Genomic DNA, 15,956 nt, shown 5'->3' on the forward strand with positions numbered 1-15,956 from the left:
ATGACTTTCCCGCTTCTGACGGTGACGGCCGCGGTCCCCGCGGTCGGCGCGGTCCTCACCGCCGCCGTCCCGGCCAAACAGCGCACCGCCGCCAAGTGGCTCGCGCTGCTCTTCTCCCTGGCGACGCTCGCCCTGGCCGTGCTCGTCGCGGTCCGCTTCGAGCCCGGCGGCGCCCGCTACCAGCTCACCGAATCCCACGCGTGGATCGCCGACTTCGGCGTCCGCTACGAACTCGGCGTGGACGGCATCGGCGTGGCGCTCATCGCGCTCACCGCCCTGCTGATCCCCTTCGTGATCGGCGCCGGCTGGAACGACGCCGACCCGCTGGAGACGAACTCGTCCCGCTGGCGCCCCACCCAGGGCTTCTTCGCCCTGATCCTGATGGTCGAGGCGATGGTGGTGATCTCCTTCGAGGCCACCGACGTCTTCCTCTTCTACATCTTCTTCGAAGCCATGCTCATCCCGATGTACTTCCTCATCGGCGGCTTCGGGGACCGGGCCCACTCTGGCAGCGACGAGAACGCCGCCGCCCAGCGCTCCTACGCGGCGGTCAAGTTCCTCCTCTACAACCTGGTCGGCGGCCTCATCATGCTCGCCGCCGTCATCGGGCTGTACGTGGTCGCCGGGAACTTCTCCCTCCAGGAGATCACCGCCGCCCGCGCCGCGGGCACCCTCGACATGGCGACCAACACCGAGCGGCTGCTCTTCCTCGGCTTCTTCTTCGCCTTCGCGGTGAAGGCCCCGCTGTGGCCCCTGCACACCTGGCTGCCCAACGCCATGGGCGAGGCCACCGCCCCCGTCGCCGTCCTGATCACCGCGATCGTCGACAAGGTCGGCACCTTCGCGATGCTCCGCTTCTGCCTCGGCCTCTTCCCCGAGGCCAGCAAGTGGGCCACCCCCGTGATCCTCGTCCTGGCCCTGGTCAGCATCGTCTACGGCGCGCTGCTCGCGGTCGGCCAGCGGGACATCAAGCGGCTGGTCGCGTACGCGTCGATCTCGCACTTCGGCTTCATCATCCTGGGCATCTTCGCGATGACCTCCCAGGGCCAGTCGGGCGCGACGCTCTACATGGTCAACCACGGGATCTCCACGGCGGCGCTGATGCTCGTCGCCGGCTTCCTGATCTCCCGGCGCGGCTCCCGGCTCATCGCCGACTACGGCGGCGTCCAGAAGGTGGCCCCGGTCCTCGCCGGCACCTTCCTGATCGGCGGCCTCGCCACCCTGTCCCTGCCGGGCCTCGCCCCGTTCGTCAGCGAGTTCCTGGTCCTGGTCGGCACCTTCGCCCGGTACCCGGTCATCGGGATCATCGCCACCATCGGCATCGTGCTGGCCGCCCTGTACACCCTGGTCCTCTACCAGCGGACCATGACCGGCCCCGTGAAGGAGGAGGTCCGCACCCTGCCGGACCTGCGCCCGCGGGAGCTGCTGGTGGTCGCCCCGCTGATCGCCCTGCTGATCGGACTGGGCGTCTACCCCAAGGTGCTGACCGACATCGTCAACCCGTCGGTGCGGCACACGATGTCGGACGTGAAGAAGACGGACCCCAAGCCTGAGGTCGCCGTCGAAGCTAAGAACGGGGAGGCGGTCAAGTGAGCGCCGCGACTGCTGCCCAGGGCCTGCTGACACTGGCGGCCAACGGACCGGCCGACAAGATCCCGGCCCCGCACATCGAGTACGCGCAGCTCGCGCCCACGCTGATCGTGGTGGGCGCGGCCGTCCTCGGCGTCCTCGTCGAGGCCTTCGTCCCGCGCAGGGCCCGCTACCACGCCCAGGTGTTCCTCGCCGTCGCCGCCCTCGCCGCGGCCTTCGCGGCGGTCGTCGGCCTCGCCGCCGGCGGATACGGCAACACCAAGGCGCACATCGCGGCCATGGGCGCCATCGCCGTCGACGGCCCGGCGCTGTTCCTCCAGGGCACCATCCTGCTGGCCTCGATCGTGGCCGTGTTCACCTTCGCCGAGCGCCGCCTCGACCCCAAGGCGCACGGCAAGCACGTCGACTCCTTCGCCGCCCAGGCGGCGTCCGTACCGGGCAGCGACAGCGAGAAGGCCGCCGTCAAGGCCGGGTTCACGACCACCGAGGTGTTCCCGCTGGCCCTGTTCGCGATCTCCGGGATGCTGATCTTCCCGGCGGCCGACGACCTGCTGACCCTGTTCGTCGCGCTGGAGGTCTTCTCCCTCCCGCTCTACCTGCTCTGCGCCGTCGCCCGCCGCCAGCGGCTGATGTCGCAGGAGGCGGCCGTCAAGTACTTCCTGCTCGGCGCCTTCTCCTCGGCGTTCCTGCTGTTCGGCATCGCCCTGCTCTACGGCTACGCGGGCTCCGTCTCGTACGCGGTCATCGCGGACGTGGTGGACGGCACCGTCACCACCGTCGACCCGGCGCTCGCCTCCACCATGGGCAACGACGCGCTGCTCCTCATCGGCGGCGCGCTGATCCTGATGGGCCTGCTCTTCAAGGTCGGCGCCGTTCCCTTCCACATGTGGACCCCGGACGTCTACCAGGGCGCCCCCACCCCCGTGACCGGCTTCATGGCCGCCGCGACCAAGGTGGCCGCCTTCGGCGCGCTGCTGCGCCTGCTCTACGTGGTGCTGCCCGGGCTGCGCTGGGACTGGCGGCCGGTGATGTGGGGCGTCGCCATCGTCACGATGCTCGCGGGCGCGGTCATCGCCGTGACCCAGACGGACGTCAAGCGGCTGCTGGCGTACTCCTCGATCGCGCACGCCGGGTTCATCCTGGCCGGTGTGATCGCCACGTCGGCGGAGGGCGTCAAGTCCGTCCTCTTCTACCTGGGCGCCTACTCCTTCGTGACGATCGGCGCGTTCGCGGTGGTCACGCTGGTGCGCGACGCTGGCGGCGAGGCCACGCACCTGTCGAAGTGGGCCGGTCTCGGACGGCGTTCGCCGCTCACCGCGGCCGTCTTCGCGGTGTTCCTGCTGGCCTTCGCCGGCATCCCGCTGACCTCCGGCTTCGCCGGCAAGTTCGCGGTGTTCAAGGCGGCCGCGGAGGGCGGGGCCGGGGCGCTGGTCGTCGTCGGTGTGATCTCGTCGGCGGTCGCCGCGTTCTTCTACATCCGGGTGATCGTGCTGATGTTCTTCAGCGAGCCGAAGGCCGACGGGCCGACGGTGGCGGTGCCTTCGCCGCTGACGATGACCACCATTGCGGTGGGCGTCGCCGTCACGCTGGTGCTGGGCGTCGCGCCGCAGTACTTCCTGGACCTGGCGGGACACGCGAGCACCTTCGTGCGCTGACCCCCGCCGCGGACGGCCCGTGGGCCCGGCTCCCCCTCCGCGGGGAGCCGGGCCCACGTGCGTCACGGCCTAGCCGTGGTCGGCGTGCATCGGGTTGGGCGCGGGGTTGCCCGGGCACTTCAGGGCGGTGTTCCAGTTGTGGAAACGGCCCGCCGGGTTCTCCCGGTACGCCCACATGTGCAGGTCGTAGTGCTTGGGCATGCCCTCCCAGTGGCCGGGCATGGGCCCGTCGAAGGGCAGCCCGAACATGGTCGGCCGGTCGTCGGTGGTCTTCAGGTCCTGGTCCCGGTCGGCGGACATCCACTCCACCGTCTCCAGCTTGCGGCGGCCGTAGCGGTCCTTCTCCGTGCTGTAGAGGAGCGCGGTCGGCCGGGCGGGGTCCGTCGACCCCCAGTTGGACTCCTTGACGTAGTGGTAGCCCATGGCGCCCGCCCCGAAGGGGTTGGTCATGCACTCCTTGCCGTGCGGGACGTACCCGTCCTTGATCGCCTCCCGCTCGTCCACGTACTTGGCGGTCACCGCCATGGCCGTGGCCATGTCGCGCATCGCCTTGGCGTTGTGCGGGTCGGGTGCCGGGCCGTCCACGGCGTGGGCCGGGGGCAGGGCCGCCAGGACGAGGGACGCGCCGACGGCGGCACAGGCGGACAGGGCCTTGAGGCCGCGGACTACGGGCATGGGAGCTCCTGGTGTTCGGTCCCGGAGGGGCTGTCGTTCCACCATCGGGGCGGGGCGCGGGCCGTGCACGCGGCGGGCCGCCGAACGGGGGCCCTACGGGGAGGTGGCGGTGGGGGAGGGGGCGACGGCGGGGGCGGCCGGGGTGGCCGGGGCGACCGGTCGGGGGCGGGTGGTGCCGGGGCGGCAGGCCACCGTCGGGTTGAACGGCTCGAAACGGCCGGACGGGTTGTCCTTCCACAGCCACAGGTGCAGCGAGTAGTGCACCTTCTGCCCCTTGTAGCGGGCGGGCAGCGGCCCCTTGAAGGGCTGGCCGAAGAGGCTGGGCCGGTCGTCGTCGGTGTCCGTGCGGCCGTCCTTGTCGACGACCATCCACTCCAGCCCCACCAGGCTCCAGTGGCCCTTGCCGTCGCCCTCGTAGAGCAGCGCGGTGGGCTTCGCCGGGTCCACGGAGCCGTCGTAGGCGTGGTTGAAGTGCGGGTAACCCAGCGCGCCCGGACCCCCGTTGGGGTTCACGACGCAGTACTGGTCGGGCACGTAGCCGGCGGCGACACCGGTGCTGTGCTGGTGGTACTTGGCGGTCGCCCGGTAGGCCAGGGCCAGTTGGGCGGAGGGCGTCAGCCGCGGCCTGGGCGCGGCCTCGGCCGCCGGCGCGGACGGCGCGGCCGCCAGGGTGGCGGCGGCCGCGAGGGCGAGGGGGAGGAGCCTGCCGGTACGAGTGGCCATGCAGGCAGCGTCACCGCCCCGCCCGGGGGCCGCCACTCGGACGGCCCGGGTGGCGTAGGCAGGTCCCCCGGAGAGCGGGCCCGGACCGCCGCCTCGCGCACGTCCGGCGGGGTGGCGGGAAGACCCGCCACCCCGCCGGCCGCCTGGTGGACTAGCGGGCGCTCGCGATGCGGCCGGTGACCTCGCCGAGGCCGACGCGGGTGCCGTCCGGGCCCGGGGCCCAGGCGGTGATGGTGACGGTGTCGCCGTCCTCCAGGAAGGTCCGCTTGCCGTCGGCGAGCTCGATCGCGTCGCGGCCGTTCCAGGTCAGCTCCAGCAGCGAGCCGCGCTGGTCGACCTCCGGACCGCTGACGGTGCCGGAGCCGAACACGTCACCGGTGCGCAGGGAGGCGCCGTTGACGGTCATGTGGGCCAGCTGCTGGGCGGCGGTCCAGTACATGGAGGCGAACGGCGGCCGCGCCACCTCCTGCCCGTTGATCGACACGGCGATGCGCAGGTCGAAGCCGCCGGGGCGGTCGGTGGCGGAGTCGTCCAGGTAGGGCAGGAGCGGGAAGTCCCGCGCCGGCGGGGTGACCCGGGCGGCGTCCAGGGCCTCCAGCGGGGTCACCCAGGCGGAGACGGAGGTCGCGAAGGACTTGCCGAGGAAGGGGCCGAGCGGCACGTACTCCCAGGCCTGGATGTCGCGCGCCGACCAGTCGTTGAGGAGGAAGAGGCCGAAGACGTGCTCCTCGAAGTCGCCGAGGGCGACCGGGCGGCCCAGCTCCGAGGGGGTGCCGACGACGAAGCCGACCTCGGCCTCGATGTCGAGCTTGACCGACGGGCCGAAGACGGGCGCCGGGTCGGTGGGCGCCTTGCGCTGCCCGCAGGGGCGCACGACGTCCGTGCCGGAGACGACGACGGTGCCCGAGCGGCCGTGGTAACCGATGGGCAGGTGCTTCCAGTTGGGGGTGAGCGCGTCCCCGTCCGGCCGGAAGATGCGGCCCACGTTGGTGGCGTGGTGCTCGCTCGCGTAGAAGTCGACGTAGTCGGCGACCTCGTACGGCAGGTGCAGCGCGACCCCGTCCAGCGGCAGCAGGTGCGGCTCGACCGTCTCGCGGTGGCCCGGGTCGGTGACCCAGGCGGTCAGCGCGCGGCGCACGTCGCGCCAGGCGGTGCGGCCGGCGGCCAGCAGCGGGTTGAGCGAACCCTGGGCGAGGAGCCCGGCGTACGGGGACCCGAGCGCGACGGCCACGGCCCCCGCGTCGAGCACGTACCCGCCGATCCGCACACCGACCCGGCGGCGCTCCGGCTCCTCCGGGGTGGAGAAGACGCCGTAGGGGAGGTTGTGCGGCCCGAACGGGTCGCCCTCGGGGACATCGAGGGGGCTCTGCTGGGGCATGGGGTACTGCCTCGCTTTCGACGCGGTCCGGGGGTGTCCCGGGGGCTGGCTGACACGTTACGTGGCGCGTGGGGTCTGTGGGAGGCCGGATTCGGGCGGTATTTATAGGACTTGTCCACGGGGGTCCGTATCCTTGGCGCCGTGACTTCCGCCCTCCCCTATGCCTTGATCGCCACCGACCTGGACGGGACTCTGCTGCGCGCCGGTGACACCGTCTCCGCCCGCTCGTGCGCGGCGCTCGCGACGGCGCGCGCCGCCGGCGCCCGCCACATCGTCGTCACCGGCCGCCCGGTTCCCCAGATCCGGCACGTCCTCGATGACCTCGGGTATACAGGGCTCGCGGTGTGCGGGCAGGGCGCCCAGGTGTACGACGCGGCGCGCGGACAGCTCCTGCACTCCGTCTCCATGGACCGGGGGCTGGCCGAGGTGGCCCTGGGCAAGATCGAGGCGGAGATCGGCGAGGTGTACACGGCGGTCAACCAGGAGGGCCTGGACGCCGAGATGCTGATAGGGCCGGGCTACCGGATGTGGCACCCGCACCTGCCGACCGTCCGGGTACCGAGCCGGGAGGACCTGTGGTCGGCCCCGATCACGAAGGTCCTGCTCCAGCACCCCCGGCTGGACGACGACGAGCTGACCCGGGCGGCCCGGTCGGTGGTGGGCGACCTGGTGAACGTCACGATGGCGGGGGAGCACACGGTGGAACTCCAGCCGCCGGGCATCGACAAGGCGAGCGGCCTGGCTCGCGCGGCGGAGGCGCTGGGCGTCCAGGCGGCCTCGACGATCGCCTTCGGCGACATGCCGAACGACGTCCCGATGTTCGGGTGGGCGGGGTACGGGGTGGCCATGGCGAACTCCCACCGCGAACTGGTGGCCGTCGCGGACGAGGTGACCCTGTCGAACGAGGCGGACGGCATCGCGGTGGTCCTTGAACGACTGTACGGCTGACCCGGGCCGCCTCGCGGGGGCGAAGCGGGGGGCGCGGGGCGGGCGGCAGAAGCCTGCCTCAGCCTGCCGCCCGCGGCAGCCTTCGCTGCCAGGTCCGGTGGTAGAGGACCTCGTCCGACTCGCGGCAGACCACCTCGTTCGACGTGGTGAAGCCGCCCTCGTCGCAGGTGATCTCCGAGCGGGTCTCGACCCGGACGTCCCAGCCCAGGTCCGGGCGGTGGAGGCGGATGTGCCAGTCGGAGCGGGTGCGGGCGGAGAGGGGGTCCGACTGCTGGATCTCGTAGACCTCGCGCCCCTCCTCCTCGTACTCCAGGCCGTCCGGGTACACCCGCGTGCCCCCGTGGCGGGGGTCGACCTCCAGGCGCCAGGTTCCGCGTGCGACGTCCCGTACGACCAGGCGTTCCGGGCGGGGTTCGTCCAGCGTGGCGGGGTGGGAGACGCCCAGGGGCGGCGACTGTTCCGGGGCTTCGAAGGTGATGCCCTCCGGCGTCGGAGGGGCCGCGCGGACGGGGAGTTCGAGGGTGCTGCCCGCGGGGTCGAGGGTCCAGCCCGCCTCCGAGCCGGCGCGCGGCCAGATCCACGGCCAGTACGCCGAGGAGAGGGAGAGCCGGATGCGGTGGCCGGGCGGGAAGCGGTGGCCGATGCCGTTCAGGTCGAAGGTGACGTCCTCCCAGGCGCCCGTCGGCCACGGCGCCGCCCGGTCGCGGCCGTGCCGGGCGGACAGGTTCAGCGCACCCCGTGTGACCAGCGTCGACGCCCCGTCCGGGGCGACGTCGCACAGCCGGGCCACGACCTGGCCGTACGGGACGTCCATGCGCAGCCGCAGGGTGACCGAGGGGCGGCCCAGGACCTCCACCGGCTCGCCGGCGGCGACGGGGAACTCGAAGCAGGCCGACTTCGCGTCCTCCTCCCGCTGGTCCGGCGGCAGGTCGGCGTCGTTGCCGAAGGGGACGAAGCGGCCGGCGTCCAGGCCGGTGTGCTGCGGCGAGGCCACGGTCACCGGCGCGCCCTGGAGACCGTACGAGACGGGCACGACCGACGGCGACGGCCAGGCCTTCTCGGCCACCCACCGGCCCGGGAGCTCCGCGTACGTGGTCGCCGGGCGGTGCGTGTCGCTGATCCAGGCGCGCAGCAGCGGCTCGTCCATGACCCCGGTGTCGGTGCCCTTCAGCCAGTGGTCCCACCAGCGCAGGGTCTCCTGGAGGAAGCCGATCGACGGGCCGGGCGGGAGGCCGCGGTCCGGGTACTGGTGGGACCAGGGCCCGATCAGGCCGCGGACCCGGTCGGCGGGCAGGGCGGAGACCAGGCGCAGCACGGTGTCCCGGTAGGGGTCGTGCCAGCCGCCGACGGCGAGGACGGCCGCGCCGACGGCCCCGTGGTCCTCGCGGACGCTGCCGTGTCGCCAGTAGGCGTCGCGGGTCTGGTGGGCGAGCCAGGTGTGGACGAGCGGTTCGAGGCCCTCCAGCCGGTAGAGCCACTGCTCCCGCCAGCCGTCGCCGGCGTACCGGGGGTCAGGGGGGCGGGCGGCGAAGGCGAGCAGGGTGGCCGACCAGGCGTGCATGCCGACGGCCAGGACGGAGCCGCCCATGTAGTGGACGTCGTTGTCGAAGCGGTCGTCGGTGGAGCAGACGGTGACGACGGCCTTGAGGGCCTCGGGGGCGAGAGCGGCGATCCGGAGGCTGTCGACACCGCCCCAGGAGATCCCGAACATGCCGACGGACCCGGTGCACCAGGGCTGGGCGGCCAGCCACTCCACCACCGCGACCCCGTCGGCCAGTTCCCGCGCGTCGTACTCGTCGCCGGGGCGGCCACCGCTGCAGCCGTGGCCGCGCACGTCGACGCGTACGGAGGCGTAGCCGTGTCCGGCGTACCAGGGGTGGCGCTGCCAGTCGCGGGGGGCGGTCCGGTCGGTGAGCCGGTACGGGAGGTACTCCAGTAGGGCGGGGACGGGCCGGTCGGTCGCGGGGCGCCAGACGCGGGCGTACAGCTCCACCCCGTCGGGCATCGGGATCCGGACATCCTCGTGGGTGGTCGCGTAGGGGAACTCGGTGCGGATGATCATGGGGGTTCGGTCACGCTCCCTCGGTGGAGGCCGTCGGCCGCGCGGCGACAGGGGTCACGGTCGGGGCCGGCGTCAACCAGCCGATGGCCGCCGGAAGGGTGGCGAGCGCGGCGAGGAGGAGACCGCCGGCGGCGATCCGCCGCGGCGCCGTGCGGCGGGCGAGGCCGCCGGGGGCGGCCGGGTCCGCCTACGGCGGTCGTCATTCTGGACAAAACAGATTCTCCGGTTGTATCGGCTGTACCTGAACATACCGGCGTGGATCGGGCGGTGCGCGCGGTCCCGCGCGAGGCCCGCCGGACGGCTGCCGGGCAGGTGCTCTGCGTGATCGAAAACAGACCCGATACGCTGGCTTGAGTGATGGCAGCGACACATTGACAATCCATGTGATCGTCATCGGATCGTCAGCAGACAGGAGTACCCCTCGTGACCGTCGTCGGGCCGTTCGGACTGAGCGTGCGGGACCAGGCTCTTGAGGCCGATGTCCAGGCCGGACTGGCCGCTGTCGAAGCGGGTCTGCTGGAGGCCACCAAGAGCGAAGTCCCCTTCATCACCGAGGCCGCGCAGCACCTGGTGCGCGCCGGGGGCAAGCGGTTCCGGCCGCTGCTGGTGATGCTCGCGGCGCAGTTCGGTGACCCCTACGCGCCCGGGATCGTGCCCTCCGCGGTGGTCGTGGAGCTCACGCACCTGGCCACGCTCTACCACGACGACGTCATGGACGAGGCGGACGTCCGCCGCGGGGTGGAGAGCGCGAACGCCCGCTGGGGCAACTCGGTGGCGGTCCTGACGGGTGACTTCCTGTTCGCCCGTGCGTCGCACATCCTCGCGGACCTCGGGCCGGAAGCCGTGCGCATCCAGGCGGAGGCCTTCGAGCGTCTGGTCACGGGCCAGATCCTGGAGACGGCCGGCCCGCGCGACGGCCGCGACCCGGTCGCCCACTACCTCGACGTCATCGCGGGCAAGACCGGTTCGCTGATCGCGGTCTCCGGCCGCTTCGGCGCGCTGATGTCCGGGGCCGACGAGTCGGTGGTGGACATCCTGACCCAGTACGGCGAGCGCCTCGGCACTGCCTTCCAGCTGGCCGACGACGTCCTCGACATCGCCTCCGACTCGCACGAGTCGGGCAAGACCCCGGGCACCGACCTGCGCGAGGGCATCCCGACGCTGCCCGTGCTGCGGCTGCGGGAGACGGCCGAGCGGGAGGGGCGCGAGGAGGACCTGGAGCTCGTGCGCCTGCTGGACGGGGACCTCACGGACGACGCCCGGCACGCCGAGGTGCTCTCCCGGCTGCGGGTGCACCCCGCGCTGGAGCAGGCCCGCCGCGACACCATCCAGTACGCGCAGGACGCGCGCGCCCTCCTCGCCCCGCTGCCGGACTGCTTCGCGAAGTCGGCCCTGGAGGAGCTGTGCGACGCGGTGGTCCACCGCGCGGGCTGAGCCCCGGCGCAGGCACGCACGCGTACGGCACGGGCCCCCGGCCCCGCGACCCCTACGGGTCGGGGGGAGGGGGCCCTTCCCGTGTCATCCCACGGTCGTACGCGGAGTTGATCCCGGGGACTGACGCCCTCCGCCCGCCGTTTTGGTCAGATGGATCCATCGAAACCCCACCGGATCGGGTGAGTGCGGCGACAACGGTCGCCGCCCTGGACAAGAGGGCAGGGCTCAGAGATGGCAGCGAACACGAAGACCTCGCGCAAGGCCGCGCGGTACGCCGTACCGGTCGCCGTGGCGGGGGTCGCCGCGGCGACCGCGGCGATGGTCCCGGCCTTCGCCACCGCCGGCGGCCCGGACCTGCCCAAGGTGACGGCGCAGCAGCTGATCGAGAAGGTCGCGGCCTCCGACGTGCAGCAGCTCTCCGGCAGCGCCAAGGTCACCACCGACCTGGGCCTGCCCACCCTGGCCGCGGGCCTGCTGGGCGGCGCCGGGGTGACGGGCGGCTCCGCCAACCCCGAGGACAAGATCGCCCAGCTGGCGAACGGCACGCACACCCTGCGCGTCGCGGCCGACGGCCCGGACCGCCAGAAGCTGACCTTCCTCGACGGCAAGGACGAGTACACCCTCGTCCACAACGGCAACGACGTGTGGGGCTACGACAGCAAGTCCAACGAGGCCTTCCACGACAAGGCCGACCGCGCCGGCCAGGACCACAAGACCGGCGACCGGCTCGCGGCCTCCCCGCAGCAGCTCGCGCAGGACATCATCAAGCAGGCCGGGCCGACCACCGACATCGGCGTGGGCGAGACCGCGCAGATCGCCGGGCGCGACGCCTACCAGCTGGTGCTGAAGCCCAAGCAGAGCGGCTCCACCGTCGGGTCCGTCCAGATCGCGGTCGACGCCAAGAACGGCGTGCCGCTGCGGGTCCAGCTGCTGTCGAGCAAGGGCGGCAAGCCGATCGTCGAAGCCGGCTTCACCCAGGTCGACTTCGGCAAGCCGGCCGCCGACTCCTTCTCCTTCACCCCGCCCAAGGGCGCCAAGCTCACCGAGGGCTCGCACCCGGGCCCGGCCGGCAAGGACGGCAAGGGTGCCCAGGGCGGCAAGGACGACGAGCGCTTCAAGGCGCTGGAGTCCCTGCCCGGTTTCGGGCAGCTGGCCGGCGGGGAGCACGGCAAGGGCGACGTGAAGATGCTCGGCGAGGGCTGGTCGACGGTCGCGCGGATCGACTCCGGCGCCGGCAAGAGCCTCAAGGACGTCGAGAACGACAAGAACACCCCCAAGGAGGCCAAGCAGTTCCTGAACTCCCTCGGGGACAAGGTCCACGGGAAGTTCGGCGAGGGCCGCATTCTGTCGACCCGCCTGGTCAACGCGCTGATCACGGACGACGGCAAGGTGTACGTCGGCGCGGTCACCAAGGACCAGCTGGTGAAGACGGCCGACTCGGCCAAGTAGCCGCCACGCGGGAACGGGTGGCCCGGGACGTGTGTCCCGGGCCACCCTTCTCGCGTTCCCCTCCTGCGTACAGCACGGCCGCTGTACCGTGAGGTCCATGTCAAGACACGTCACCATCCGCCTGGACGAGGAGTTCCACGACCGCCTCAAGGCGCGTGCGGCGGCATTGGGAACGACGGTCACCGCGCTGATCACCGAGGTCACGGAGCGCGAACTCGACGAGGACCGGAAGAACTTCCTGTCCGGGATAGAGGAGTTCGCGGATCACTGGGGCTACTTCCAGGAGCGGTTCGGCCATTGAAGATCACCATGGAGTGGGCCTGGACCGCACTGGCCCATCATCTGCCGTCGGACCCCGCCGTGTGGGACCCCTCGGGGGTGGCGGCCGCCGTCGCCCGGCACCAGAACGACCTGGTGCTGGTGCCCGAGCAGCCCGCGCCCGACACCGCCTGGCGGGCCGCCGCCTTCCTGCACACCCTCGCCGTCTGCCCGGCGCTGGAGTCCCCGATGAACGAGTTCTACGCGGCCGCGGCCACCCGCTCGTACCTGCGGGTGGCCGGGGCCAGGCAGCTGCCCTCGCCCGAGGAGCTCGGCGACCTGGTGGAGGACGCGAAGCTGGGCCGCGCGGACGTCGCCGCGGTGGCGCAGCAGCTCCGCGCCCTCATCGAGGAACCGGTCAGAAGGTGATCTTCCAGCTGTTGATGTAGCCGGTGTCCTGCGCCGCCACGTCCTTGACCTGGAGCTTCCAGGTCCCGTTGGCGACCTCGCTGGACGCGTTCACCGTGTAGCTCGCGACCACGTTGGCGGCGGAGTCCGAGCTGGAGGAGTTCTTCAGCCGGTACGCCGTGCCGTCCGGGGCGATCAGGTCGATCACCAGGTCACCGCGGTAGGTGTGGACGATGTTCACGTCGACCTTGGTGGTGGCGGGGGCGTTGCCGGTCACGCCGGAGACGGTGATCGGCGAGGTGGCCGCGGCACCGGGGGAGTCCGGGATGGTGACGTCGGCGGTGTTCTCGAAGGACTTCCCGGGCGGGACCGGGGTGCCCGCGCCGAGGTTCCAGATCGCGTAGGCGATGGCGTCGGAGTTGCGGTCCAGGGCGGTGTCGTCGATGTTCGCCGTGGTGTCGCAGGAGGAGTGGTAGCAGGCGTCGAAGGGCCGGCCGACCGTGCCGCCCCACTTCTGGGCCTGCGCGGAGGTCTTGGTGTAGTCGGCGCCGGAGAACAGGCCGCCGACGGGTATGCCCGCGTTCTTGAACGGCGCGTGGTCGGAGCGGCCGTCGCCCTCGGTCTCGATCTCCGTGGGTATGTTCAGGCCCGCGAAGTAGGTCTTGAAGGTCTGCTCGATGGTCGGGTCGTCGTCGTAGACGAAGTAGCCCGGGTTGGGCGAGCCGATCATGTCGAAGTTCAGGTAGCCGGAGATCTTCGACTTCTCCGCCGCCGGCAGGCTGTTGACGTAGTACTTCGAGCCGACCATGCCCAGCTCCTCGGCGCCCCACCAGCCGAACCGCAGGTGCTTGGTGGGCTGGAGCTGCGCGCGCGAGACGGCCAGCGCCGTCTCCAGCACGGCCGCCGAGCCGGAGCCGTTGTCGTTGATGCCGGGGCCCGCGGTCACCGAGTCCAGGTGGGAGCCCGTCATCAGGACGGAGTTCGGGTCCCCGCCCGGCCAGTCGGCGATCAGGTTGTAGCCGGTGGCGCCGCTGGAGCTGAAGGTCTGGAGGGTGGTGGTGAACCCGGCCGCGTCCAGCTTGGCCTTCACGTAGTCGATCGAGGCCTTGTAACCGGCCCGGCCGTGGGCGCGGTTGCCGCCGTTGGCGCTCGCGATCGACTGGAACTGCGACAGGTGCGCCTTGACGTTGGCCACCGGGATGTCGGGCGGCGTGGGCGCGGCGAGGGCGGCGGGTGTGGCGGCCGGGACGGCCGGGGGCGCGGCGGCGAAGGCGGCGGGGGCGGTGGTGGCGAACAGCCCGGCGACCGCGATCGCGGTCACGGCGGTCAGGCGCCGGGAGACGGACAGGCTCATGTGGGGGCTCCGGGATTCCGTGGGGGATGTTCCGCCGGGGATGGGGCGGAACGTGTGGGAATCGTGCAGGTGAGCGTTGGTACGTCAGTGCGAGCCCTGATGTTCAGCGAGGGTGTGACTGACCGTCAAGAGCGCGATCCGGTCAGATCCGTTCGGAATACGGACGATCCCCGGTACGAGTGCTCGTACCGGGGATCGCGGGGTGTATGGGGAGCGGGGGTCCGTTCCGGCAGGGCCGGGGAGGCGGTTACGCGGGCTCGCGGCTCGGCGTGGGTGCGGAACCCGGCGCCGCGGCCGCGGCCGCCGCCTCCGCTTCGGCCGCCGCGCCGGCCAGCCGGGCCCGGGAGCGGCGGGAGTTCCGCAGCGCGTCCCAGGTCAGCACGACCAGCGCGACCCACACCAGGCCGAAGCCGGCCCAGCGCTCGGGCGGCATCGCCTCGTGGAAGTAGACGACGCCGAGCGCGAACTGGAACACCGGCGCCAGGTACTGCAGCAGCCCCAGCGTGGACAGCGGCACCCGGATCGCCGCGGCGCCGAAGCAGATCAGCGGGATCGCGGTGACCAGCCCCGTCGAGGCCAGCAGCGCGGAGTGCCCGAGCCCCTGTGAGGTGAAGGTGGAGCGGCCCTCCACCCCCAGCCACAGCAGGTAGCCGAGGGCGGGCAGGAACAGCAGGGCCGTCTCGGCGGTCAGCGACTCCAGGCCGCCCATGGCCAGCTTCTTCTTGATCAGCCCGTAGGTGGCGAAGGAGCAGGCCAGGGCCAGCGAGATCCACGGCGGCCGCCCGTAGCCGACGGCCAGGACCACGACGGCGGCGAAACCGACCCCGACGGCCGCCCACTGCGCCCGGCGCAGCCGCTCCCCGAGCACCAGCACGCCGAGCGCGATGGTGACGAGGGGGTTGATGAAGTAGCCGAGGCTGGCCTCGACGACGTGCCCGTTGTTGACCGACCAGATGTACAGGCCCCAGTTCACGCTGATCACGGAGGCGGCGAGCGCGGTCAGCCCCAGCTTGCGGGGCTGGCGGACCAGCTCGCCGATCCAGCGCCAGCGGCGCAGCGCGAGGAGCGCGACGGCGACCACGGCCAGGGACCAGACCATGCGGTGCGCCAGGATCTCGATCGCCCCGGACGGCATGAGCAGGGGCCAGAACAGGGGGACCAGCCCCCACATCCCGTACGCGCCGAATCCGTAGAGCAAACCCGTGCGCTGCTCGTTGTCCGCCTTCACGGGACCTCCAGTGCGACTTCCGGCCAAACTCACAACCTCACGACGGTATCGCCGCACGGGGCTGCTGTCATGCCCGTTTGATGGAGATACTCATGACACTGCGGGGGCCTCGGCGCCCGGGGGATCGGGCCAGGGGCTCAGGCCAGGGCGGTCGTGATCGCCTCGGCGACCGGGGTGGTCGGCCGTCCGATCAGCCGACGACGGGGAGCTGGGCGGTGTAGTTCTCGTGGTACCAGCCGTTGCGCAGGAAGGTGTAGGGGAGGCCGGAGTCGAGGATGGCCTGCTCGGTGGCCTTGTGCTCGGCCGCGAGCTCGAAGTCGGCCTCGGGCCCGCCGAGGATGCCGGTGTAGGCGAGCTGGGCCACCCCGGCGGCCGCGGCGGCCTTGATCACGGCGGTGTGCTGCGGGACGCGGCGCCCGACCTCGCTGCCGGAGATCGGCAGGACCCGCTCGCCGGCCCGGAAGGCGCCGGCCAGGCTCGCGGGGTCGTCGTAGTCGGCGACGCGTACCTCGATGCCGCGGGCGGCCAGGTCGGCGGCCTTCTCCTCGCTGCGTACGACGACGGCCAGCTCGTATGACGAAGCCCGGACCCCGTGGGACGGGATCCGGGCTTCGTGTCGGCTCGTGTCGGGCTCAGCCGACGACGGTCCAGGTGTCACTGCCGGTGAGCAGGGTCGCCAGGTCACCCTTGCCCCGCTGGTCGACCGCGGTCTCCAGCTGGTCGGCCATGAGGGTGTCGTAGACGGGCCGCTCGACGTTGCGGAAGACCCCGATGGGGGTCTGGTGCAGGGTGTC

13 protein-coding genes and 2 pseudogenes are annotated in these 15,956 nt (G+C 72.2%); 7 read left to right on the plus strand and 8 right to left on the minus strand.

The features are described from left to right. The gene (locus tag ACFY0O_RS30170; protein ID WP_388952406.1) at positions 1-1,593 is read left to right on the plus strand and encodes an NADH-quinone oxidoreductase subunit M; all 1,593 of its coding nucleotides are present in this window, start codon (positions 1-3) and stop codon (positions 1,591-1,593) included. Then, on the plus strand, positions 1,590-3,245 hold the full coding sequence (gene nuoN / locus ACFY0O_RS30175) for an NADH-quinone oxidoreductase subunit NuoN (protein WP_388952408.1): 1,656 nt from the start codon (positions 1,590-1,592) through the stop codon (positions 3,243-3,245). Before ACFY0O_RS30170 ends, nuoN begins: the two co-directional genes overlap by 4 nt. A gap of 69 nt (positions 3,246-3,314) precedes the next feature. Here nuoN and ACFY0O_RS30180 read toward each other — a convergent pair whose 3' ends face one another. The 3 genes from ACFY0O_RS30180 to fahA form a co-directional block, all read right to left on the minus strand. Further along, positions 3,315-3,920 carry a hypothetical protein gene (locus ACFY0O_RS30180; protein ID WP_388952410.1) on the minus strand — a complete coding sequence of 202 codons (606 nt, stop codon included), beginning with the start codon at positions 3,918-3,920 and terminating at the stop codon, positions 3,315-3,317. Between the two features lie 93 nt (positions 3,921-4,013). After that, on the minus strand, positions 4,014-4,643 hold the full coding sequence (locus ACFY0O_RS30185; RefSeq protein WP_388952413.1) for a hypothetical protein: 630 nt from the start codon (positions 4,641-4,643) through the stop codon (positions 4,014-4,016). Between the two features lie 151 nt (positions 4,644-4,794). Next, positions 4,795-6,021 (minus strand): fumarylacetoacetase, encoded by a 1,227-nt coding sequence (gene fahA, locus ACFY0O_RS30190; protein WP_388952416.1) that lies wholly within the window; start codon positions 6,019-6,021, stop codon positions 4,795-4,797. 141 nt (positions 6,022-6,162) lie between these two features. Here fahA and ACFY0O_RS30195 point away from each other — a divergent pair, with 141 nt between their 5' ends. Beyond that, positions 6,163-6,969 carry a Cof-type HAD-IIB family hydrolase gene (locus tag ACFY0O_RS30195; protein ID WP_388952419.1) on the plus strand — a complete coding sequence of 269 codons (807 nt, stop codon included), beginning with the start codon at positions 6,163-6,165 and terminating at the stop codon, positions 6,967-6,969. Positions 6,970-7,027: 58 nt separating this feature from the next. On the opposite strand, the gene ACFY0O_RS30200 is transcribed toward ACFY0O_RS30195, so the two are convergent. Next, the gene (locus ACFY0O_RS30200; RefSeq protein ID WP_388952422.1) at positions 7,028-9,031 is read right to left on the minus strand and encodes a CocE/NonD family hydrolase; all 2,004 of its coding nucleotides are present in this window, start codon (positions 9,029-9,031) and stop codon (positions 7,028-7,030) included. 423 nt (positions 9,032-9,454) lie between these two features. Between ACFY0O_RS30200 and ACFY0O_RS30205 the strand changes: the two genes are divergently transcribed. The 4 genes from ACFY0O_RS30205 to ACFY0O_RS30220 all read left to right on the plus strand — a co-directional run bounded on the left by ACFY0O_RS30205 (position 9,455) and on the right by ACFY0O_RS30220 (position 12,601). Beyond that, positions 9,455-10,465 carry a polyprenyl synthetase family protein gene (locus ACFY0O_RS30205; protein WP_358899457.1) on the plus strand — a complete coding sequence of 337 codons (1,011 nt, stop codon included), beginning with the start codon at positions 9,455-9,457 and terminating at the stop codon, positions 10,463-10,465. Positions 10,466-10,696: 231 nt separating this feature from the next. Further along, positions 10,697-11,914, plus strand: a complete 1,218-nt coding sequence (locus ACFY0O_RS30210) for an outer membrane lipoprotein carrier protein LolA (RefSeq protein WP_388952425.1) — start codon at positions 10,697-10,699, stop codon at positions 11,912-11,914. Between the two features lie 97 nt (positions 11,915-12,011). Further along, the gene (locus ACFY0O_RS30215; protein WP_237293031.1) at positions 12,012-12,215 is read left to right on the plus strand and encodes a ribbon-helix-helix domain-containing protein; all 204 of its coding nucleotides are present in this window, start codon (positions 12,012-12,014) and stop codon (positions 12,213-12,215) included. Then, on the plus strand, positions 12,212-12,601 hold the full coding sequence (locus tag ACFY0O_RS30220) for a hypothetical protein (RefSeq protein ID WP_358899455.1): 390 nt from the start codon (positions 12,212-12,214) through the stop codon (positions 12,599-12,601). Before ACFY0O_RS30215 ends, ACFY0O_RS30220 begins: the two co-directional genes overlap by 4 nt. Here the strand turns inward: ACFY0O_RS30220 and ACFY0O_RS30225 are convergent. The 4 genes and pseudogenes from ACFY0O_RS30225 to ACFY0O_RS30240 all read right to left on the minus strand — a co-directional run. Next, on the minus strand, positions 12,591-13,934 hold the full coding sequence (locus tag ACFY0O_RS30225) for a M28 family metallopeptidase (protein WP_388952430.1): 1,344 nt from the start codon (positions 13,932-13,934) through the stop codon (positions 12,591-12,593). The genes ACFY0O_RS30220 and ACFY0O_RS30225 overlap by 11 nt on opposite strands. 247 nt (positions 13,935-14,181) lie before the next feature. After that, positions 14,182-15,162, minus strand: a complete 981-nt coding sequence (gene rarD, locus ACFY0O_RS30230; RefSeq protein ID WP_388952432.1) for an EamA family transporter RarD — start codon at positions 15,160-15,162, stop codon at positions 14,182-14,184. A gap of 196 nt (positions 15,163-15,358) precedes the next feature. Further along, positions 15,359-15,733: pseudogene (locus ACFY0O_RS30235) on the minus strand (NAD(P)H-binding protein); the annotation flags it as partial. Between the two features lie 61 nt (positions 15,734-15,794). Further along, positions 15,795-15,956, minus strand: a pseudogene (locus tag ACFY0O_RS30240) (2-oxoacid:ferredoxin oxidoreductase subunit beta); the annotation flags it as partial.

Origin of the sequence: Streptomyces sp. NPDC001594, assembly GCF_042893675.1 — a bacterium.
Lineage (GTDB): Bacteria > Actinomycetota > Actinomycetes > Streptomycetales > Streptomycetaceae > Streptomyces.